The sequence below is a fragment of the Bradyrhizobium sp. NBAIM18 genome, assembly GCF_020193825.1.
In the GTDB taxonomy this organism is placed as follows: Bacteria; Pseudomonadota; Alphaproteobacteria; order Rhizobiales; family Xanthobacteraceae; genus Bradyrhizobium; species Bradyrhizobium yuanmingense.
The window spans coordinates 1-18,287 of record NZ_JADYVO010000021.1 but is presented as its reverse complement, the minus strand read 5'-3'; the positions used below and the strand labels follow the sequence as shown (position 1 = coordinate 18,287).

The window sequence follows — 18,287 nt, the reverse complement described above, 5'->3', positions numbered from 1 at the left end:
CCGGGTCCCATGACATCTGAACCGGATACCCAAACAGCCGAGGAAACCGACATCAGGCACGCCCAGAAAATGGCGAAGAAGAAGGCCGCCCGCGACAAGATCATGGCGACCAAGAGCGGCGAAAAGGGCCTGATCATCGTCCATACCGGCGCCGGCAAGGGAAAATCCTCCTCGGCCTTCGGCATGATCGTCCGCTGCGTCGCGCATGGCTTCCCTTGCGCGGTGGTGCAATTCATCAAGGGCGCCTGGGACACCGGCGAGCGGCGCCTGCTCACCGGCCATTTCGGCGATCTCTGCCAGTTCCATGCGATGGGCGAAGGCTTCACCTGGGAGACGCAGGACCGCGCCCGCGACATCGCCGCCGCGCGCGCCGGCTGGGAGAAGGCCAAGGAACTGATCCTCGACGAGCGGCTGCGCATGGTCGTGCTCGACGAGATCAACATCGCGCTGCGCTACGACTATCTCGATATCGCCGAAGTCATCGAGTTCCTGACGACGCAAAAGCCTGCGATGACGCATGTCGTGCTCACCGGTCGCAACGCCAAGGACGAGCTGATCGAGATCGCCGACCTCGTCACGGAGATGACGCTGGTCAAGCATCCGTTCCGTTCCGGCATCAAGGCGCAGGCCGGCGTCGAGTTCTAGGTTCAATGGCACGCGCAATGATGATTCAGGGGGCCGGCTCGGACGTGGGCAAGTCGCTCATCGTCGCCGGCCTCGCGCGCGCCTTTACGCGCCGTGGTCTGCGCGTGCTGCCGTTCAAGCCGCAGAACATGTCGAACAACGCCGCGGTCACCGTCGATGGCGGTGAGATCGGCCGCGCCCAGGCGCTGCAGGCCCTCGCCGCCGGTGTCGAGCCGCACACCGACATGAACCCGGTGCTGCTCAAACCCGAGACCGATGTCGGCGCGCAGGTCGTGGTCCACGGCAAGCGCATCGCGACCGCACGCGCGCGCGACTACGCGGCGATGAAACCGTCGCTGATGGGCGCGGTGCTGGAGAGTTTCGAACGGCTGAAGGAGCGCGCCGATCTGGTGCTGGTCGAAGGCGCCGGCAGCCCGGCCGAGGTGAATTTGCGCAAGTCCGACATCGCTAATATGGGCTTTGCCCGTAAGGCGAATGTGCCGGTGGTGCTGGTCGGCGACATCGACCGTGGCGGTGTCATTGCCCAGCTGGTCGGCATCAAGACGGTGATCGACCCCGACGATGCCGCGATGATCTCTGGCTTCGTCATCAACAAGTTCCGCGGCGATCCCACGCTGTTCGACGACGGCTACAGGCTGATCGAGCAAAAGACTGCATGGCGCGGCCTCGGCGTGCTGCCCTGGTTCCCGCGTGCCGGCGAGCTGCCGGCCGAAGACGCGCTCGGCCTGCGCGATGCGCGCAAGCCGGGCCAATGCAAGATCGCCTGCCTCGCGCTATCGCGCATCGCCAATTTCGATGATCTCGATCCTCTCAAGCTCGAGCCGGGCGTCGATCTCGTGATGGTGCGCCCAGGCGAGGCGATCCCGGGCGACGTGCGCCTCGTCATCATTCCCGGCTCCAAATCCACCCGCGGCGACCTCGCCTTCCTGCGCGCGCAGGGCTGGGACATCGACCTGCTCGCGCACCACCGCAGGGGCGGCCATGTGCTCGGCCTCTGTGGCGGCTATCAGATGCTGGGACGCAGCGTCGCCGACCCCGAAGGCATCGAGGGACCTGCGGGCGACACGCCGGGCCTCGGGCTCCTCGATGTCGAGACGGTGATGAGCCCGCAAAAAACCCTCACGCGCGTTGCGGCCGTGCATGCCGCGACGGACCAGCCGATCCAGGCTTACGAGATCCACATCGGTCGCACCGAAGGACCCGATCGCGCCCGCCCCTTCGCGAAGCTGGACGGCGAGCCTGAAGGCGCGATCTCGCGCGACGGCCGTGTGCAGGGCAGCCATCTGCACGGCCTGTTCACGTCAGATGATTTCCGCAAGGCCTATCTCGCCAAGCTCGACATTCCCGCGGGCGACGAGCCCTATCACGCCAGGGTCGAGAGCGCGCTCGAGGCGCTGGCCGATCACATCGAAAAGCATCTCGACGTCGAAGGCCTGCTCGCGCTAGCGCGCTAGCGACTCGGCAAGGCGCGTCCATTCGGCTTCGCTGCCGGGAAGTCCTAGGCGCAGCCATGTCGGCTGTTGCGCGAAGACGCGGGACCAGATGTGGGCGCGCGCGAGCCTCTCCTGCGCAGCCACCGCGTCAGCCGTTTCGTACAAGCGAAACAGCGGTGTGCCGCCGATGAGCCGCCAGCTTCGCGAATGCGCCATCGCATCGAGGCGAACACAGTCGCGCGCGAGCCGCGCCGACGTCGCCTCGGCCCAAGCCTGATCGCGCAAGGCACGACAGCCGATTTCGATCGCCGCGCCCGAAACAGGCCATGGACCCGACATGGCGGCAAGCTTGTCGATGTCGGCGGCATCACCGATGGCGAAGCCGAGCCGCAGGCCGGCCAAGCCATAAAACTTTCCGAAGGAACGCAGGATCAACAGTCCTGGTCGATCCGCGTCCAGTGCAAGCGACAGCTGCGGATCGGGATCGGCAAAGCTCTCATCTACGACGAGACGGCCGACGCGCGGCAACAGCGCGAGCAGATCCTTGCGCGAATGGCACCGCCCGTCGGGATTGTTGGGATTGACGACGATGGCGAGGTCCGCACCCGCCAGCGCATCGAGCTCGGCAACCTCCTGGATATCCCAGCCCGCGGCCGACAGGACGCCGGCATATTCATTGTAGGTCGGCGCGAGGATGCGCGCCCACCCCGGCGCCGCGAGTTGCGGCAGCAATTGAATGGCGGCCTGAGCACCGCCCATCGCAACGATCGGTGCGCTCGTGCGGTAGCCGTGCCGCGCCGCCTGATGCAATGCCTCGATCTCGGCGCGTGACGGCAGCGCGCTCCACGCGCGTGCGCTTACCTCGCCCACGGGATAGGGCATCCGGTTGATCCCGGTCGACAGATCGATCCAATCCTCTGCGCGTCCGCTGAAACGCCGCTGGGCCAGATCGAGATTTCCACCGTGCTCGCGCATGCCCCGTTGTTTCACGCGAAAGCCAGGATCGCAAGCACGCCGGCGACCAGCAGCATGGCGCGGCGATAGACTGTCAGCGCCTCGGTGATATCGGCGGCGCGCGGATCGCGCGCACCCTCGTTCAGCCAGGGCTCGTTGGTAATGCTGCCGTGATAGATGCGGGGGCCGCTGAGCCGCACGCCGAGCCCGCCCGCCATGGCCGCTTCCGGCCAGCCGGCATTCGGCGAGCGATGACGGCGCGCATCGCACGTCATGCAGGCCAATGCTTCCGACCGCTGTGGTGCCAGCAGCACGAAGAGGAATCCGGTCAGCCGCGCCGGGATGAAATTGGCGACATCGTCGATGCGCGCTGCCGCCCAGCCAAAGGCTTCGTGCCGTTCGCTGCGGTGGCCGATCATGGAGTCCAGCGTGTTGATGGCCTTGTAGCCGAGGATACCGGGCAGGCCGAACAGCGCTCCCCAGAACACCGGCGCGACGATGCCGTCGGAAGCGTTCTCGGCAAGGCTCTCGATCGCCGCGCGCGCGATGCCGGCGTCATCGAGGCTTGCGGGATCGCGGCCGACGATGCGCGAGACCGCATCGCGCGCCGCTGCAACGTCGCCGGCCAGCAAGGGCGTGGCGACGGCAGCCACATGATCATGCAGCGAGCGGAGCGCGACCAACGGCCACGCCAGGATGCCAATCAGCACGATCTGGACCCAACCCGAAGGAAGCAGTGATTGCAGCGCCCAGCCGACCGCAACGGAGAGCGCGATCACCGCAAGCGCGCCGGCGATTCCGGCGGCTCGACGCAATGCCGGCGGCTCGGACGCGCGATTCCAGGCATTGTCGATGGCCGCAATCAGCCCGCCCAGCCAGGTCACGGGATGGCCGATCCGCGCGAACAGCGCGCCCGGCCAGCCCAGAAGGGCATCCACCGCCATCGCCACCATCATCGCGCCCGCAAAGCCCACACCCTGCCTCCTGTCCCGCCCCTGTTGCGCAAAGCGAAGGCGGAGCGCAACCCCCCGGCGGCCTGATTTCCGCTTTGTCTTTGGCTGCGATTGGTGATTAGTGCTGGCAGACAGGAGAGTTTCATGGCCGTCATCTTGATCACGGGTGGAGCGCGGTCGGGCAAGAGCACGCGGGCGGAGGCTCGCGCGAGGGTTTTTCCCGGCCGGCCCGTCTATATCGCGACGGCGGAGGCGCTCGATGCCGAAATGGATGAACGCATCGCCAAGCACCGCGCACGGCGCGAAACAGACTGGATCGAGCGCGAGGTGCCGCTCAACCTGGTATCCGCGCTGGTCGCAACCGACGGCCGCGGCCCACGACTGGTGGACTGCCTGACCCTGTGGCTTTCCAACCTCATGCATGCGGAGCTCGACTGGTGGGACGAGGTGACCGCGCTAGCCGCCACCCTGATCAACCTCAGGAGCCCGGTCGTGCTCGTCACCAACGAGGTCGGGCTCGGCATCGTGCCCGACAACGCGCTGGCGCGCAGCTTTCGAGACGCCGCCGGGATCATGAACCAGACCATCGCCGAGCTCGCAGACGAGGTCGAGTTCGTCGTCGCGGGCCTGCCGATGAAGCTGAAATGATCCCGCGCGCCGAGCTGCTCAAAGACATCGTTGCCGATCTCAGGATGGCGACATCGTTCGTGACGATCCTGCCGGTGGCATCCTCGAAGCCTACGGGCGACGGCGCCGTTGCGCGGGCAATGTGGGCGCTGCCGGTCGCGGGACTGCTGGTCGGCCTCGCCGGCGCCCTCACTTACAAGATCGCCATTCGCTTCGGACTGACGCCGAGCCTCGCCGCCTTCCTCGTGCTAGCCACGACCGCCCTCATCACCGGCGCGCTGCACGAGGACGGACTTGCCGATACCGCGGACGGCCTCGGCGGCGGCCGCACGCGCGAGCGCAAGCTCGAGATCATGCGCGACAGCCGGATCGGGACCTATGGCGTCTGCGCCCTGATCCTATCGTTCGGTCTGCGCTGGAGCGCGCTTGCGACGATCGCAAATCCATGGGCCGTCATGCTCGCGCTGTGCGCGGCGCACGTTGCCGCCCGTGCCGGCCTGCCGGCCTTCATGTCGCTGGTCCCGTCGGCGCGGCCTAATGGCCTCTCTGCCGGCGCCGGGGCGCCGCCTGGGCGCAGCGTGGCCATCGCCTTCGCGCTTGGAACGCTTGCGCTTGCCCTGACGTTGGGGCCGGGCAAGGCGCTGGTCGGCCTGATCCTGCTGTCACTTGCCGGCCTGCTGCTGGCGCGGCTTGCCATCCGCCAGATCGGGGGGCAGACCGGCGACATCCTCGGCGCGTTCGAGCAGACGGGCGAGATCCTGATCCTGCTGGTGGCCGCGTCCTTCCAGATGGGGCGATGACCTCATGGTCGAGTTCGACGACAATTTCCGCCAGCACTTGCGCGAGCTGTTCGTGTGGCGTCGCGACGTGCGCCGCTTTCGCAGCGATCCGCTGCCGGAGGGGACTATCGATCGCCTGATCGAGACCGCCTGCCTCTCGCCTTCGGTCGGCCTCAGCCAGCCCTGGCGCTTCGTGATCGTCAATGATGCCGCAACGCGCCGCACCGTGGTCGAGGATTTCAGGACGTGCAATGCCGACGCGCTGAGCTGCTACTCCGGCGACCGCGCCGCACGCTATGCCACCTTGAAACTGTCCGGCCTCGAGCAGGCGCCCGCCCACCTCGCGGTGTTCGCGGACAAGGCCAGCGACATCGGCCACGGCCTCGGCCGCGCGACCATGCCGGAGACGACCGAATATTCCGTGGTCGCCGCCATTACCGCAATGTGGCTCGCCGCCCGCGCCGAGGGCATCGGCATCGGCTGGGTGTCGATACTGAACCCTGCGCGCATGCACGCTGTTCTCGACGTGCCTGACAGCTGGAAGTTCATCGCCTATCTCTGCATTGGCTATCCGGAAACCGAGTGCGATCAGCCCGAGCTCGAGCAGGCGAATTGGGAGCACCGGCGCAGCGCGGACGCGTTCACGCTGCGGCGCTAGGCCGCCGGGCGCCGGGCGCCGGATCGAAAGCCTGCGAACGAACATTCACATGCGCCTTTCGCCGATTGTGGGCCCCCCGCTTTCGCGCTAAGCATCGAGCAAAGCAAGGCGATCGTGCAACTTAGTCTCCATGACGGGGCGATCTTTCGTTTCCTCGGCGGTCAATCGCCGCGGCTTCATTCGCCTCGCGACTGCATCGGTCGCGGGATGGATCGCGCTCGGCGCAACGCGGAAATCAACAAGCTCCAGCAGCTCCGAGTCAGTTGCCCAAGCGGGAGGATCAATCTCACGGCTCCAGCCCTTCTTCAGCAGGTTGCCCGGCCGGCGATGTGTTTCCGACCGGGCCAACGCGTCACGCAAAGGGATCAACTGCCTTTGTGCGGGACCTGATGGCATTCGCTGTTCACGAGCCCGAGGTTTTAACGACGAGCTTTATATTTAGCAGATTGACGCCTTTGAACGGGTTCGGCGCGCTTTCGATGGTTCCCGTACCCGTTGCATTCGCGTAGGCACCAGTGCCCGACAGAATCGTGTATTCGCCCGTCGATTTGCCGTCTTTTGCCGATCCGGTGTAGCGCGCCGTAATCGAGCCTTCCTCGAACGTGTAAGTGCTATAGCCGAAGAAGGGGCCAGACCCTTTGAGCTGGTCCGAACTATTGACGAACTCTTTCACGCCGATACGGCCATCGCTGAAGACGGCCACTCCGAAGAATTTCCCGGACACGACCGTCTGTCCTTCAACGTTTGCGGCCTCTATGACCTTGAGGTCGAGCGGCTTGGTGACGAGCTTGAACTCGAGCACCCGCTCACCGGCTACGGCGGTTGACGCCGCGACGGCCAATGCCACACCAGAAAGGAAAAAGGTGAGAGACTTCCGCATAGCTTCCTCCTGCGCTTGTTGAAACCAAGTCGAGAAGTGCGGGCGACTCATCGAGCCAGGCTCTTCGCGGTGGCACGGAAGAGAGCCCTCGGCAACGCCCGACAGCGGCTGAACTCTCTCTGTCCTGAGGCGAAGTCGGGACGCGAATATGGGTCCCAAGCCACGGGAAGAAAGTTCAAGTCTCCGTTGCGATATAATCGTATCCAGCCACTGCGCGGGACTCTCAGCAGAGGCACAATCATCATGGCCTCTGCTGGTTGCCAGACTTCATCTTATCATTCGCGCAAGAGTAATTCCGAGGAATCACTGTCAACAACGCTGACAATGGGAGAACCCATGCCACTCACAATTTCAGCGGCAGAGTCCCTAGACTGGCGCTGCGAGCCGTTGCCCCGGCAGATTCGTGGCTTCACGACCCAGCCTCCGCACGTCTGCGCCCGCCAACTTCCTCATCCTCCCGCCCGAACCGCTCCACCAGAAAATCGATGAACAGCCGCACCTTCACCGACAGATGCCGCGTCGGCGGATACACCGCATAGAGCGCAAGCGGCGGCGCGGAATAATCATCCAGCACTGTCCGCAACTCGCCTTTCCGCAACGCATCGGCCGCAATGAACTCCGGCAGCAGCGCCAGTCCCCTGCCCTTGATGGCGACATCGCGCAGCACCTCGGCATTGTTGACGCAGAGCGACCAGGCCGGCTGGATCCAGTGGTCGCCGTCGTTGCCTGTGAGCTTCCACTGATTGCCCGTGAGCAGGAAGCCGTAGGTCAGCGAAGCATGCTCGCGCAGATCCTGCGGATCTTTTGGCGTGCCGTGCCGGGCGAGATAATCCGGCGACGCACAGATCATGCGCGCCACCGGCGTGATCTTGCGCGCGATCAGGCTGGACGATTCCAGCTCCGCAATCCGCAAGGTCACGTCAAAGCCGTCCTGCACGGGATCGAGCAGATCGTCGCTGAGCACGATCTGGAGCTGCAGCTCCGGGAAGCGCGCCATGAAATCGGCGAGGACCGGCCCGAGCCGCATCGTGCCGAACGACATCGGCGCGTTGACACGCAGCAGCCCCCGCGGCGCCGATTGCGCCTGCGTCACCGCCTGGTCCGCCGCCTCGATCTCCGAGAGGATCACGACCGCGCGCTCGAAATAGCGCTGGCCGTTCTCGGTTGGGCTGGCGTGCCTTGTGGTGCGGTTCAAAAGCTGGACGCCGAGGCTCTCCTCGAGGTCGGCGATGTACTTGCTGATCGCCGAGCGCGACAGCCGCAGCTGCCGGCCGGCTTCGGCAAAGCTGCCGCTTTCCACCACCTTCACGAAGGCCTGGAGGCTGCCGAGCTTATCCAAGGGGGCGCCCCGTTGACTGTTTCCAAATCGTAGACATAGCCGTCATATTTGCATGGATTGTCTCCAATCCAAAGCGGAACGATATTTCCGGCCAGAGCAAGACCGCTCCCCGAATCTGGAGGACGACAATGTCTGGACTGCACCATGTCACCGCGATCGCCGGCGATCCCATCCGCAATTTCGGCTTCTACACGCGGGATCTCGGCCTGCGCTTCGTCAAGAAGACGGTCAATTTCGACGATCCCGGCACCTACCACTTCTATTACGGTGACGAGACCGGCCGCCCCGGCAGCATCCTGACCTTCTTCCCCTGGGCCGGCGTCTCGGCCGGGCGCCGCGGCGTCGGCGAGACCCATCAGACCGCCTTCCGCGTACCGCAGCGCTCGCTCGGCTATTGGACCCAGCGCTTTACCGAGAAGGGCATCGCGTATGAGGCGCTGGAGAAGCGCTTCGGCGAGTCCGTCCTGCCGTTCACCGATCCCGATGGCATGGCGCTCGCGCTAGTCGGCATTCCCGGCGCCGAGAATGAGCCGGGCTGGAGCAATGGCGACGTGCCGGCCGAGCATGCGATCCGCGGCTTCCACGGCGTGACCCTGCTGCTCGACAGCGCCGCGAAGACGGCGGCCATCCTCACCGACGTGTTCGGCTTCAAGGAGACCGGGCGGGAGGGCTCGGTGATCCGCTTCAAGGCGCCCGGCGATGCCGAGGGCAGCGTCGTCGACATCTACGAAGCCAAGGGCTTCCTGCGGGGCCATCAGGGCGGCGGCTCGGTGCATCACATCGCCTTCCGTGCGGCCGACGATGCCGAGCAGGGCCAGATGGCGCAGAAGCTCGTCAGCAATCACGGCCTGCATCCGACCGAGCAACGCGACCGCAACTACTTCCGCTCGATCTACTTCCGCGAGCCCGGCGGCGTGCTGTTCGAGATCGCGACCGACATCCCCGGCTTCGCGGTCGACGAGCCCGTGGCGAGCCTCGGCCGCGAGCTGAAGCTGCCTGCTTTCCTCGAACCGCACCGCAAGCAGATCGAGGGCGTTCTGCCGAATCTGGAAGAGACCGCGTCATGACCGAGACTGCATTCATCCATCGTTTCGAGCCCGCAGGCGACGCGGGCTCTCCACCTCTGTTGCTGCTGCACGGCACCGGCGGCGACGAGAACGACCTGCTCGGCCTCGGCCAGATGATCTCGCCCGGCTCTGCCCTGCTTTCGCCGCGCGGCCGCGTGCTCGAGCACGGCATGCCGCGCTTCTTCCGCCGTCTCGCCGAAGGCGTGTTCGACGAGGAGGACGTACGTCGCCGCGCGAACGAGCTCGGCGACTTCGTCGCGGAGGCGCGGCAACGCTACGGCCTCGCCGCGCCGATCGCGGTCGGGTTCTCCAACGGCGCCAACATCGCGGCCGCGCTGTTGCTGCTGCAGCCGGACGTGCTTGCCGGCGCGGTCCTGCTGCGCGCGATGGTGCCGTTGTCGGATCCGCCAAAGGCTGCGCTCGGCGGCAAGCCGGTGCTGCTGCTCTCCGGCCAGGCCGACCCGATCGTGCCGGCGAGCAATTCGGCACGGCTCGCGGCGTTGTTGTCGGACGCCGGCGCGCGCGTCGATCACAAGGTGCTGCCAGCCGGCCACCAATTGTCGCAGGCCGATGTGACGCTGTCCCGCGACTGGATCAGCAAGGCGGACGCCAAGGCCGCATGATCGAGCAGCGGCGCATCGTTTGAACGATGCGCCGCTGCCATCACTCGAACCAGCCGCGCCGCTTGAACCAGATCAGCGGCAACAGGCCGCTGGCGATGATTGCGAGCCAGGCCAGCGGATAGCCGAAGCTCCAGTCCAATTCGGGCATGTGCTTGAAGTTCATGCCCCAGATGCCGACCATGATGGTCGGCGGCACGCCGACGACGGACACGATGGTGAGGATCTTGAACAGCTCGTTCTGCTGGATGTTGATGAAGCCGAGCACGGCATCGAGCAACAGCTGGATCTTGTCCGACAATCGCGTCTCGTAATCGCTGAGCGAGACGACGTCCTTGGACACGGCTTCCAGACGCTTCTTCGAGGATGCCGTGATCCACTCGCTGCCGACGTCGCCGGCAAACGCGGCAACGCGGCCCACCCCGAGCAGGACATCGCGCGCCTTGGCGAGCCGGTCGGCCAGCTCGCCGACAGTCTCCAGGGCCTCCCGCATCCTGCGGCTGGAGCGCACCGGGCGCTGGGTGCGCACCATGCCGCCTTTGAAGACACCCCGCGAAAGCTGATCGACCTTGCCGCCGAGATGCTCCAGGACATCGGCACCGCGATCGATCATGGCCTCGAGCAGGCTGACGAACACGCACATGCCGTTCTCCAGGCTGTCATCGGAGCCGATGCGCTTGCCGATGTCGTCGAAGATCGGCAGCTCTGCGAAGCGCACCGTCACCAGCACATGCGGACCGATGACGAAGCCCACCGGCGTGATCTCGGCCTCGTCGGCCTCGGTGACCCGGACCGCGGGCGAACTGAGATAGAGCGTGCCGTGGTCGAAGATCAGGCGGCTCGACGCCTCGATCTCGCTGAGCGAGTCTTCCGAGGGAATGCGGATGCCGAGCAGCCGCTCGACGAACTGCTTTTCCTCGTCGGTACCGTTTAGAAGATCGGCCCAGATGACCTCCGTGGGCATTTCCGCGCCGATGCCGTGCCAGTCGTCGGACGGCCACCTGTAAAGTCTAAGCAAGAACCGAACTCCGTGGCCGCATCGTCATGCCGGATGGCGCCGCCGACTAACGCATGAGAGTTCCAGACGTTCAAGACTCTCCAAGTGACAGCGGTATTCCAGGGGACATCGAGATACCGACCGGAACACGGTCGAGCGATGCACGTTGACGGACGCGCGGGTGATCCATGGATACGCGTAGTGCATCCCGACATGACGACATTCCTGGGTGTTGAGGCCTGCGACTTGACCGCCCCACTGCCGGCGGCTGACGCGATCCTGTTCGGCGCGTCGGATGCCACCCCGTACCTCGCAGGTCAGACCAGCCATGCCGCAAGAGCGCCCGACGTCATCCGTCGCGCGCTGCGTCACTATGAGAGCGATCTCACCCGCTGGGATTTCGATCAGGACGCCGAGCTGCTCGATCCGAGCAAAATGACGGTCTTGGACGGTGGAAACGTCCCGACCGACCCAATGACGCCGGAGAGCAACCGTGATGCCATCAGAGCAGCCACGCAGGCCGTCCTTTCGGTCGGCGCCGTTCCGATCCTCCTGGGCGGTGATGATTCCGTCCCCATTCCTTTCTTCGAGGCGTTCCAGGACTGCAAGGGACTGACCGTCGTGCAGATCGACGCCCACCTTGATTGGCGGGATCAGCGAAACGGATCGGGCTATACCTTCTCCAGCACGATGCGGCGCGCCAGCGAATTGCCCTGGGTCAAGCGCATCGTGCAGGTCGGCTTGCGCGGCATCGGCGGCTCCGGTCGCGCCGAATTCGACGATGCAAAGGCGTGGGGCGCGAAGATCTTCACGGCAAGACATGTCCAGCATCACGGGATCGCAAGCGTGCTCGACGCGATCGAGGATGACGGCGAGTGCCTGATGACCATCGATTGCGACGGTCTCGATCCATCGGTCATCCCCGGCGTGCTCGTCCCACAGCCCGGCGGCCTGTCCTATTTCGACGTGGTCGATCTCATACGGGGTGTCGCGGCAAAGTCCAGAATAGTCGGCCTGGACCTCGTCGAATTCGTTCCAGAGCGCGATGTGCAGAATCTGGGAGCGATTGCGGTCGCGCGGATCATCTGCAATGTGCTGGGTTGTGTTCGCAAGCGGAAGGTATAATTGCTACCGCATTTGAATCGTGGCGGCGATCGGTGCGCACGCCTCGTCCTTCGAGACGGCGCTAACGCGCCTCCTCAGGATGAGGCTCATCAGCATCAGTGCCCGTTGAAACTGCTTCCGCGCATTCGATCCTCATCCTGAGGAGCCCGCCCAAAGCGGGCGTCTCGAAGGATGGCCGCAGCGAAAGCGCCCAAATGCTTCTGCCGCAACAACAGAGGTCTCAAGTCCACCATCCCTCACCCGGATAGGCAACACTTTCCGCGGAAGAGATTTCCATCCCCACGCCCCTTCGAAGACGGCTGGCGTAGAATGCGAGAGGCGTTCCCTCATTGTGACGGCACCAGCGCACCTCGCCGATGAAGAGCGTGTGGTCGGCGATATCGATCGATTGGACCACCTCGCAGGCGAACTGCGCGATCGCCTGCGGGAGCACGAAAAATCCCTGGCGAGGCACGAGCGGCGGAGCGTCGCGCAACAGAGGTCTTCCGGCAAAGTGCGCGCAGAGCGCTGCGTCTTCCGCATGCAGGACATTGACCGAATAGACGCCGGACCTGGCCACAGCCTGCCACGTCCGCCCAAGCATGAGAGAGACAAGCACCGTCGGCGGATCCGCCGAAACAGTCGTGAAGCTGTTGGCGGTCATGCCGAGCGGCGCGCCATCCTCATCGACGGTCGCGACGACCGTAATGCCCGTCGCGAACCGCGATGCGGCTGCCCGAAAACCGGCCGGTTCGGCAACGTGACCCATTACGCGCCTTCGATCTTGAAATGGCAGAGTGTCGCCCCCTTGGGCGAATAGTTTGGCACGTCGGCTGCGACCTTCCGGCCGATCTCCGAACCGAGCGCCGCGTCCATCGCAGCCGCATCGGAGAAGAATGCCTGGAAGATGCAGAAAGGCGCCTCCCCCGGTCCGAGTCGTTGGGGGAAAGCGTAGTGATGACGCACCAGACTGGGCAGCGTCGCGGCCAAGGGGACGTGCTTGTCTACGTAGTAGGCCCTGAAGGCTGGTGGATCGTCGGGCGTCGGGTAAAGAACGGTCAGGCAATGCATTGGTGTTCCTCTCAGACATGGTTCAGCATCCGCCAAGGAGCGGAACTGAGTCCGTACGGCGGTTCGTCGTCAGGCGGCGATCCTGCCGCTTCTATCGATCCAGGCGTGGATGCGTTTGTCGCTCGCCAGACGATCCCACTGGCGCTCCGGATAATTGAAGTTCTCGGTGAACTCGTCGCAAAGCTCCCGGTCCTGCGACATGGCGAAGATCAGCCGGCCCATGGCTTCCGATGGCGGCTGCAGCATCATGTTGGTCCAGCGGGCAGCGGCAAGCACGCGGTTCTCGCGCGCACGGTCGACGTCCTCGACGAAGCGCGCATCGAATGCCACCGCGTCGGTGATCGCCTTGCCGAGCTCGAAGGCCGCGTATGAAGCCATGTTGGCGCCCTGGCCCATCAAGGGATCGACGACGGAGTGAACGTCGCCCAAGGCAATGGCGAGCTTGTCGCCGTCGAAAGCCACCCAGGACTGCCGCACCGTTGGCACCACCGCGCCTTGAAGCAGGTCGAGAGGCTGGGCCAGCCCGAAGCGGTGCGTGTCGATGCGGTTGTAGGTGTGCGGATGATGCTTTTCCAGCTTATCCAGAAGGGTCTGGCGGAATGCTGCCGGGTTGGCATCGTAGCTGAGCGAGACCAGGTCGGCCATGTCGCCGCCTGGAATGTTTTCCATCAACAGCGCCGTTTTCATCCCGCCGAAGCTCAGCGTCGGAATGACGATCATCTCGCCATGGCCGGGCGAGACGGACAGGGTGACGCCGCGCGGATCGTCGTCATCCGGGCTGCCGTGATCGACGCCGTCATACAGGCCGACGCAAAGCAGGCGCTGCGGCCGCGTGTACGGAGAGAGTTCGGGCCGGTGAGCGAACATGCGACCGAGGGCGCCCTTGCCGGTGGAGACGACGAGAAGGTCGAAGCGCGAGACCAGCGCGGGGATGTCGTCATCCTGAATGCTGGCATACTCGATCAGGCCGCCACGATCCTCGAAGTCCTTCATCAGGGCCGGCAGGTAGATCCGATAATCCACCGCGCGGCTCGGCCGCTGAAATGCACCGCGGAACAGCAGCCCGCTATCCGGGAAATTGAAGAAATGATCGTGATGGTGATAGACCACTTGGGGATCATCCCAGTGGTTCACGCCAAGCTCGTTCTCGCGCGCGATGGTGACGCTGTGATGCGCGACGGTGTTCATCAGCCGTGTCGCTGCATACTGCTCCGGGGCGCGGTCCGTCAGCACGGATGCCGCGATGCCCTGCTTCTGCAGGTAGAGCGCCAGATGCAGGCCGCCGATGCCGGCCCCGAGAATGCCGATCGATTTGCTCATTCGTGTCCTCCCCTGAACGCAGGAAAGGCTAGACCGGACCGGCCGTGCCGTATATGGAATGGTCAGAATATTATAAATTCCGGCGAGGAATGAATGGACCGGATCGAGGCGCTGCAGACCTTCATCCGGGTGATGGAGGCAGGGAGTTTCACCCAGGCCGCCGACGACCTCGGTTTGGGGCAACCGGCGATCAGCAAGCGCATCGCGCTGCTGGAAGCCGAGTTTCGCTGCCGGCTGTTCGTGCGCACCACGCGCAAGCTGCGGCCGACCCCGGAAGCCGACCGCGTCTTGAAGTACGCCAAGGACATTGTCGCGCTGCTCGAGAGCGCGGGCGCGCCGACGCAGAGCCGGATCGGCAATCCGTCAGGGACGTTGCGCATGACGGTGCCGACCTCGTTCGGCCGCTTCTTCTTCCGTGAGATCTTCGCCGAATATACCCGCCGCTATCCTGATGTCCGGCTGGACGTCAGCTTTACGGAACAGTTCGTCGACCTGATCGAAACCGGGACCGAGCTTGCGATACGGATCGGCAGCCTCAATTCGAGTTCGCTCGTGGCGCGGCGGGTGGGCACCATCAAACGCCTGCTGGTGGCGGCGCCCGGACTGCTTGCGCGTCATCAGGTGCCCTCGTTGCCGGATCATCTGCGCCGCATGCCCTGCGTCACCTACTCACGCCTGTCGCAGAAGAATCAGTGGACGTTCGAATCCGAAACCGGCCGTTACGTCGTGGACATCGCGCCGGCGATGACCTGCGACGATGCGGACGTGATGACGCTGGCTGCATTGGAGGGGATAGGCGTCGCCGTGCTGCCGAACTGGTGCACCGTCGAGCACATTGCGGCCGGCCGTCTCGTCCACGTGCTGCCCGACTTCGTCGTGCCGCCGCTGCCCATGCATGTCGTCTATCCCGACCCGCAATGGATGTCACACCGGGCACGACTGTTCCGCGATCTGATCATCGAACGTGCGGACGTCTTTGCGCTCGCCTGATCGCTTTCGAAACGCTGATCTCGCCTCTTCGGCAACCAGCGAAACTGGCTTGTTCCGTCGAGCGTTCGACGTCTGGAAAGGATCAAAGGCGGCGGTCGAGGTAACTACGGCTCCGCGTCCGGTCGACCCCTGAGAGCCAACATTGCGATGGCCTCAGCATTGATCGGCTCAGGGGCAAGTTAACGCCATTCGATTCCGTATGCATCAATGGGCTGCTGAAAGCCTTTGAGATGGTAGGCACCCAAGCTTAGCACTTGCACGCGATCCCGGATGCAATCCTGTACAGCCTTCGACACGAGAATAGCTCCCGGTTCGGCCAACTGACACAAACGAGCGGCCAGTTGAACAGTCGCACCGAAAAGGTCGTTGCTGTCAGCAATCGGTTCGCCGACATCGATGCCAATTCGCACCTGAAGCTTCTCCTTGCTCGCCAGATTGAAGGCTTCAAATGCGCGCTGGATGGCGCGGGCGCATTGCACGGAGGCGGATGCGTCGGCAAAGGATGCCATGATACCATCGCCGGTGTGCTTCACCACATGCCCGCCCTCGTCCTTCAAGGCCCGGCGCACCAGCGCGTCATGAGCCCGAACCATCTCCACTGAACGGGCATCGCCCAGACGCTCCGTCATGCTGGTAGAGCCAACGATGTCGGTGAACATGATAGCTCGCAGCGCCGAATCGAATTTGACATCGTTTGCCGCACTACTAGGCGCCGGGTCGGACACCCTCCCCAGAAACGCCTGGACCGCCGAGAGGTCGACCTCGATGACATCTTTCGCTACGTCGCCATGAGCTTCATCATGAACCCTCATCGCCGTTCGGATATCCGGTGCGTCAATGAGACAGAAGCCCGTGCCGCGCGATTCATCAAACCAGTATGTTAGAAAACGAACGCCGTATCGATCTTGCACTTCCAAATCTTTGCGATGCGCCTCGGCGATATCGGCAGCCGTCAGCCCCGAGAGATCGTGTCGGTCAAGGAAAATTGGCATTGGCAGCACCCTATCCAATTCTTCGAAATATGACCTGAAGTCTGCACCAAGCTCGAAGTTCCCGAAAGTGCCAATCCCTGCGTCCTGATGTCAGCTTCGGGTCAAAGCTGCCTCAACTCGCTCGTATCACCCTGTTCGAGTCACCTACGGGAAGCAGACCTCGACGCTTTGAGCCAGGGCCAGCCTCGGGCCACTTCCAGACATCGCGATGGGTATATAGAATCATCGTCCACCCTGGAGAACAGCAAGTGGCCCGAATAGAAACATTCGTGTGGATCGTAACGACTTTCATAATCATGTTCGTCACTCCACCCCGGGCTCAAGCAACACCGGAAGCGTCAGCGTGCGGATACCTCGCAGGCCTGATCGATAAGACATCACCATCTGGGCCACTGTTCCTGCCCAGCTATCCCACCGTCGAATCGGGGCCTCTCCATACCGCCGCCTACCTCTATGACAATGCGGTAGCCGTCATCGCATTGGTCGGTTGCGGCGAGCGAGACAAAGCATTTCGAATTGCCTCGGCAATTCTCTGGGCCATCGATAACGACCGCACCTGGCATGATGGCCGCCTCAGGAACGCTTACGCGGCGGGCGTGGTGGTGAACGGCCCCGTCAAACTTCCAGGGTGGTGGGACAAAACTCAAAACAAATGGCTAGAGGATCGATATCAGGTGGGCAGCGATGTTGGTAACGTGGCATGGGCCATGTTGGCGTTGCTGTCGATCGATGACGTAAACACCGGCTCTCGGTTCCGCGATGGTGCAGCACGGCTTGGCGCCTGGGTCGCGCAATGGGCCGATACGCGCGGTACTGGCGGTTTCACGGGTGGTACGTTTGGGCACGAACCGGCGCCGGACGTGCGAACCTGGAAATCGACTGAACATAATACTGACCTCGCCGCCGCGTTTGGCCTTCTTGCGATCCGTACGGGCGATGCGCGCTGGCGCGATAAGGCAAATGTTGCCGAGCATTTTGTAAATACGATGTGGGATCAGGGGTGCGCCTGTTTCGCCGCAGGGACCGCCGAAGACGGTGTCACGCGTAATCCGATTTTGGCTCTGGATGCCCAGATCTGGCCTTTAACGGCGCTTCATGGAGCGGCCGGGAAATTTGCATCGGCAATAACGACCGCCGAACAGCGAATGAGTGTCGGCGGAGGCTTCTCTTATGGTGAAGACCGGGACGGCGTGTGGACCGAAGGTACCGGCCAAATGGCTCTCTTGATGAAATTGCTCGGCAAGCTTGAGAGGGCAGAATCGTTGATCGCTGTCATCGAATCCCAGAGGTCGCCCGATGGTGGGTTCTATGCCACGAATGTCCGCGCGTTACCGACGGGGTTCGTGTTGGACACCGACCCGACCAAGCCGCGAAACTATTTCCGATTGGCACATCTTGGCGCAGCTTCGTGGGCTGCTCTCGCGGAACGTGGATTCAACCCCTTTACGATGACAAAAGGACTTCCGTAGTTGGGCCGCAGTGCTTCGCGTCTCGGCCGTTTCGGTCTGTCTCGATATGTCCGCAAGGGGTCAAAAAGCCGCCGGTTTGCCCAGCAGTCGGGGCGCTTCCGGTTTACCCCGCTTCCGGACAACTCGTCGCTACGCCCTAGCGGAACGATGGGCCGACAGCGGAAGTCGCGCTCATTCGATCACCTCGTTGCGCAGATAAGTCCTTGGCTCAGATTTCATTTCGGCAGCCCGGGGCAATGTGCCGCACGCCGGTTGATGGAAACGCGGTTCGGGGATGAGAAAAAAGGAGCTTCCGATTTCGGCGCAGCGGAGTTGATACCGCACGGGATCACCACAGTGGCGCCTGACCTTCCGCCGCCACTGTGGGGCCAAGTCGCTCGGGCGGGGGG

At 63.9% G+C, this 18,287-nt stretch carries 20 protein-coding genes; 10 read left to right on the top strand and 10 right to left on the bottom strand.

The window, feature by feature from the left end; genetic code table 11:
- The first annotated feature begins 9 nt into the window (after nucleotides 1–9).
- Both cobO and I6F17_RS30945 read left to right on the top strand, forming a co-directional pair.
- Nucleotides 10–645 carry a cob(I)yrinic acid a,c-diamide adenosyltransferase gene (gene cobO, locus I6F17_RS30950; RefSeq protein ID WP_225127621.1) on the top strand — a complete coding sequence of 212 codons (636 nt, stop codon included), beginning with the start codon at nucleotides 10–12 and terminating at the stop codon, nucleotides 643–645.
- Nucleotides 646–650: 5 nt separating this feature from the next.
- The gene (locus I6F17_RS30945; RefSeq protein ID WP_225127619.1) at nucleotides 651–2,099 is read left to right on the top strand and encodes a cobyric acid synthase; all 1,449 of its coding nucleotides are present in this window, start codon (nucleotides 651–653) and stop codon (nucleotides 2,097–2,099) included.
- On the opposite strand, the gene cobD is transcribed toward I6F17_RS30945, so the two are convergent.
- Both cobD and cbiB read right to left on the bottom strand, forming a co-directional pair.
- The gene (gene cobD / locus I6F17_RS30940; protein ID WP_225127612.1) at nucleotides 2,088–3,053 is read right to left on the bottom strand and encodes a threonine-phosphate decarboxylase CobD; all 966 of its coding nucleotides are present in this window, start codon (nucleotides 3,051–3,053) and stop codon (nucleotides 2,088–2,090) included. The two genes, I6F17_RS30945 and cobD, sit on opposite strands and share 12 nt — an antisense overlap.
- 11 nt (nucleotides 3,054–3,064) lie before the next feature.
- Complete coding sequence (gene cbiB / locus I6F17_RS30935; RefSeq protein ID WP_225127591.1) at nucleotides 3,065–4,006, bottom strand: adenosylcobinamide-phosphate synthase CbiB; 942 nt, start codon at nucleotides 4,004–4,006, stop codon at nucleotides 3,065–3,067.
- A 123-nt stretch (nucleotides 4,007–4,129) separates the two neighbouring features.
- On the opposite strand from cbiB, the gene cobU reads away from it, so the two are divergent.
- Genes cobU through bluB form a run of 3 tightly spaced genes read left to right on the top strand, consistent with a single transcriptional unit; the run spans nucleotide 4,130 to nucleotide 6,049 of the window.
- On the top strand, nucleotides 4,130–4,633 hold the full coding sequence (gene cobU / locus I6F17_RS30930) for a bifunctional adenosylcobinamide kinase/adenosylcobinamide-phosphate guanylyltransferase (protein WP_225127570.1): 504 nt from the start codon (nucleotides 4,130–4,132) through the stop codon (nucleotides 4,631–4,633).
- Entirely contained in the window at nucleotides 4,630–5,412 is a 783-nt protein-coding gene (gene cobS, locus I6F17_RS30925) for an adenosylcobinamide-GDP ribazoletransferase (RefSeq protein ID WP_225127568.1), read from the top strand. The genes cobU and cobS overlap by 4 nt, the downstream gene beginning before the upstream one ends.
- Before the next feature lie 4 nt (nucleotides 5,413–5,416).
- Nucleotides 5,417–6,049: a 5,6-dimethylbenzimidazole synthase gene (gene bluB, locus I6F17_RS30920; protein ID WP_225127565.1), complete on the top strand. Its 633-nt coding sequence runs from the start codon at nucleotides 5,417–5,419 to the stop codon at nucleotides 6,047–6,049.
- An 87-nt stretch (nucleotides 6,050–6,136) separates the two neighbouring features.
- Here the strand turns inward: bluB and I6F17_RS30915 are convergent, their stop codons facing one another.
- The 3 genes from I6F17_RS30915 to I6F17_RS30905 all read right to left on the bottom strand — a co-directional run bounded on the left by I6F17_RS30915 (nucleotide 6,137) and on the right by I6F17_RS30905 (nucleotide 8,268).
- Nucleotides 6,137–6,409: a hypothetical protein gene (locus I6F17_RS30915; protein ID WP_225127564.1), complete on the bottom strand. Its 273-nt coding sequence runs from the start codon at nucleotides 6,407–6,409 to the stop codon at nucleotides 6,137–6,139.
- Between the two features lie 43 nt (nucleotides 6,410–6,452).
- Entirely contained in the window at nucleotides 6,453–6,929 is a 477-nt protein-coding gene (locus I6F17_RS30910; RefSeq protein WP_036005431.1) for a hypothetical protein, read from the bottom strand.
- 409 nt (nucleotides 6,930–7,338) lie between these two features.
- Nucleotides 7,339–8,268, bottom strand: a complete 930-nt coding sequence (locus I6F17_RS30905) for a LysR family transcriptional regulator (protein WP_225127562.1) — start codon at nucleotides 8,266–8,268, stop codon at nucleotides 7,339–7,341.
- 128 nt (nucleotides 8,269–8,396) lie between these two features.
- Between I6F17_RS30905 and I6F17_RS30900 the strand changes: the two genes are divergently transcribed.
- A complete protein-coding gene (locus I6F17_RS30900) occupies nucleotides 8,397–9,335 on the top strand; it encodes a ring-cleaving dioxygenase (protein WP_225127560.1) in 939 nt (312 codons plus the stop codon).
- Entirely contained in the window at nucleotides 9,332–9,958 is a 627-nt protein-coding gene (locus tag I6F17_RS30895; protein WP_225127549.1) for an alpha/beta hydrolase, read from the top strand. The genes I6F17_RS30900 and I6F17_RS30895 overlap by 4 nt, the downstream gene beginning before the upstream one ends.
- 40 nt (nucleotides 9,959–9,998) lie before the next feature.
- Here I6F17_RS30895 and I6F17_RS30890 read toward each other — a convergent pair whose 3' ends face one another.
- Nucleotides 9,999–10,973, bottom strand: coding sequence for a magnesium transporter CorA family protein (locus I6F17_RS30890; RefSeq protein WP_225127547.1), 975 nt, complete (start codon nucleotides 10,971–10,973; stop codon nucleotides 9,999–10,001).
- Between the two features lie 84 nt (nucleotides 10,974–11,057).
- Between I6F17_RS30890 and I6F17_RS30885 the strand changes: the two genes are divergently transcribed.
- Nucleotides 11,058–12,077: an arginase family protein gene (locus tag I6F17_RS30885; RefSeq protein ID WP_225127545.1), complete on the top strand. Its 1,020-nt coding sequence runs from the start codon at nucleotides 11,058–11,060 to the stop codon at nucleotides 12,075–12,077.
- A 220-nt stretch (nucleotides 12,078–12,297) separates the two neighbouring features.
- Here I6F17_RS30885 and I6F17_RS30880 read toward each other — a convergent pair whose 3' ends face one another.
- The 3 genes from I6F17_RS30880 to styA form a co-directional block, all read right to left on the bottom strand.
- Nucleotides 12,298–12,825 carry a flavin reductase family protein gene (locus I6F17_RS30880; protein ID WP_225127543.1) on the bottom strand — a complete coding sequence of 176 codons (528 nt, stop codon included), beginning with the start codon at nucleotides 12,823–12,825 and terminating at the stop codon, nucleotides 12,298–12,300.
- On the bottom strand, nucleotides 12,825–13,127 hold the full coding sequence (locus I6F17_RS30875; RefSeq protein ID WP_225127541.1) for an EthD family reductase: 303 nt from the start codon (nucleotides 13,125–13,127) through the stop codon (nucleotides 12,825–12,827). The genes I6F17_RS30880 and I6F17_RS30875 overlap by 1 nt, the downstream gene beginning before the upstream one ends.
- A 69-nt stretch (nucleotides 13,128–13,196) precedes the next feature.
- Entirely contained in the window at nucleotides 13,197–14,447 is a 1,251-nt protein-coding gene (styA, locus tag I6F17_RS30870; protein ID WP_225127538.1) for a styrene monooxygenase subunit StyA, read from the bottom strand.
- Between the two features lie 93 nt (nucleotides 14,448–14,540).
- Between styA and I6F17_RS30865 the strand changes: the two genes are divergently transcribed.
- On the top strand, nucleotides 14,541–15,437 hold the full coding sequence (locus tag I6F17_RS30865) for a LysR family transcriptional regulator (RefSeq protein ID WP_225127536.1): 897 nt from the start codon (nucleotides 14,541–14,543) through the stop codon (nucleotides 15,435–15,437).
- Nucleotides 15,438–15,616: 179 nt separating this feature from the next.
- Here I6F17_RS30865 and I6F17_RS30860 read toward each other — a convergent pair whose 3' ends face one another.
- The gene (locus tag I6F17_RS30860; protein WP_036034994.1) at nucleotides 15,617–16,429 is read right to left on the bottom strand and encodes a nickel-binding protein; all 813 of its coding nucleotides are present in this window, start codon (nucleotides 16,427–16,429) and stop codon (nucleotides 15,617–15,619) included.
- 269 nt (nucleotides 16,430–16,698) lie between these two features.
- Here I6F17_RS30860 and I6F17_RS30855 point away from each other — a divergent pair, with 269 nt between their 5' ends.
- A complete protein-coding gene (locus tag I6F17_RS30855; protein WP_225127535.1) occupies nucleotides 16,699–17,898 on the top strand; it encodes a hypothetical protein in 1,200 nt (399 codons plus the stop codon).
- Nucleotides 17,899–18,287 lie beyond the last annotated feature (389 nt).

Coding starts and splice junctions, on each gene's coding strand:
- I6F17_RS30875 (WP_225127541.1), bottom strand. CDS start 13,127: ATGCATTGCCTGACCGTTCTTTACCCGACGCCCGACGATCCACCAGCC.
- I6F17_RS30910 (WP_036005431.1), bottom strand. CDS start 6,929: ATGCGGAAGTCTCTCACCTTTTTCCTTTCTGGTGTGGCATTGGCCGTC.
- styA (WP_225127538.1), bottom strand. CDS start 14,447: ATGAGCAAATCGATCGGCATTCTCGGGGCCGGCATCGGCGGCCTGCAT.
- I6F17_RS30900 (WP_225127560.1), top strand. CDS start 8,397: ATGTCTGGACTGCACCATGTCACCGCGATCGCCGGCGATCCCATCCGC.
- I6F17_RS30880 (WP_225127543.1), bottom strand. CDS start 12,825: ATGGGTCACGTTGCCGAACCGGCCGGTTTTCGGGCAGCCGCATCGCGG.
- bluB (WP_225127565.1), top strand. CDS start 5,417: ATGGTCGAGTTCGACGACAATTTCCGCCAGCACTTGCGCGAGCTGTTC.
- I6F17_RS30865 (WP_225127536.1), top strand. CDS start 14,541: ATGGACCGGATCGAGGCGCTGCAGACCTTCATCCGGGTGATGGAGGCA.
- I6F17_RS30895 (WP_225127549.1), top strand. CDS start 9,332: ATGACCGAGACTGCATTCATCCATCGTTTCGAGCCCGCAGGCGACGCG.
- I6F17_RS30945 (WP_225127619.1), top strand. CDS start 651: ATGGCACGCGCAATGATGATTCAGGGGGCCGGCTCGGACGTGGGCAAG.
- cobD (WP_225127612.1), bottom strand. CDS start 3,053: ATGCGCGAGCACGGTGGAAATCTCGATCTGGCCCAGCGGCGTTTCAGC.
- cobS (WP_225127568.1), top strand. CDS start 4,630: ATGATCCCGCGCGCCGAGCTGCTCAAAGACATCGTTGCCGATCTCAGG.
- cobO (WP_225127621.1), top strand. CDS start 10: ATGACATCTGAACCGGATACCCAAACAGCCGAGGAAACCGACATCAGG.
- I6F17_RS30860 (WP_036034994.1), bottom strand. CDS start 16,429: ATGCCAATTTTCCTTGACCGACACGATCTCTCGGGGCTGACGGCTGCC.
- cobU (WP_225127570.1), top strand. CDS start 4,130: ATGGCCGTCATCTTGATCACGGGTGGAGCGCGGTCGGGCAAGAGCACG.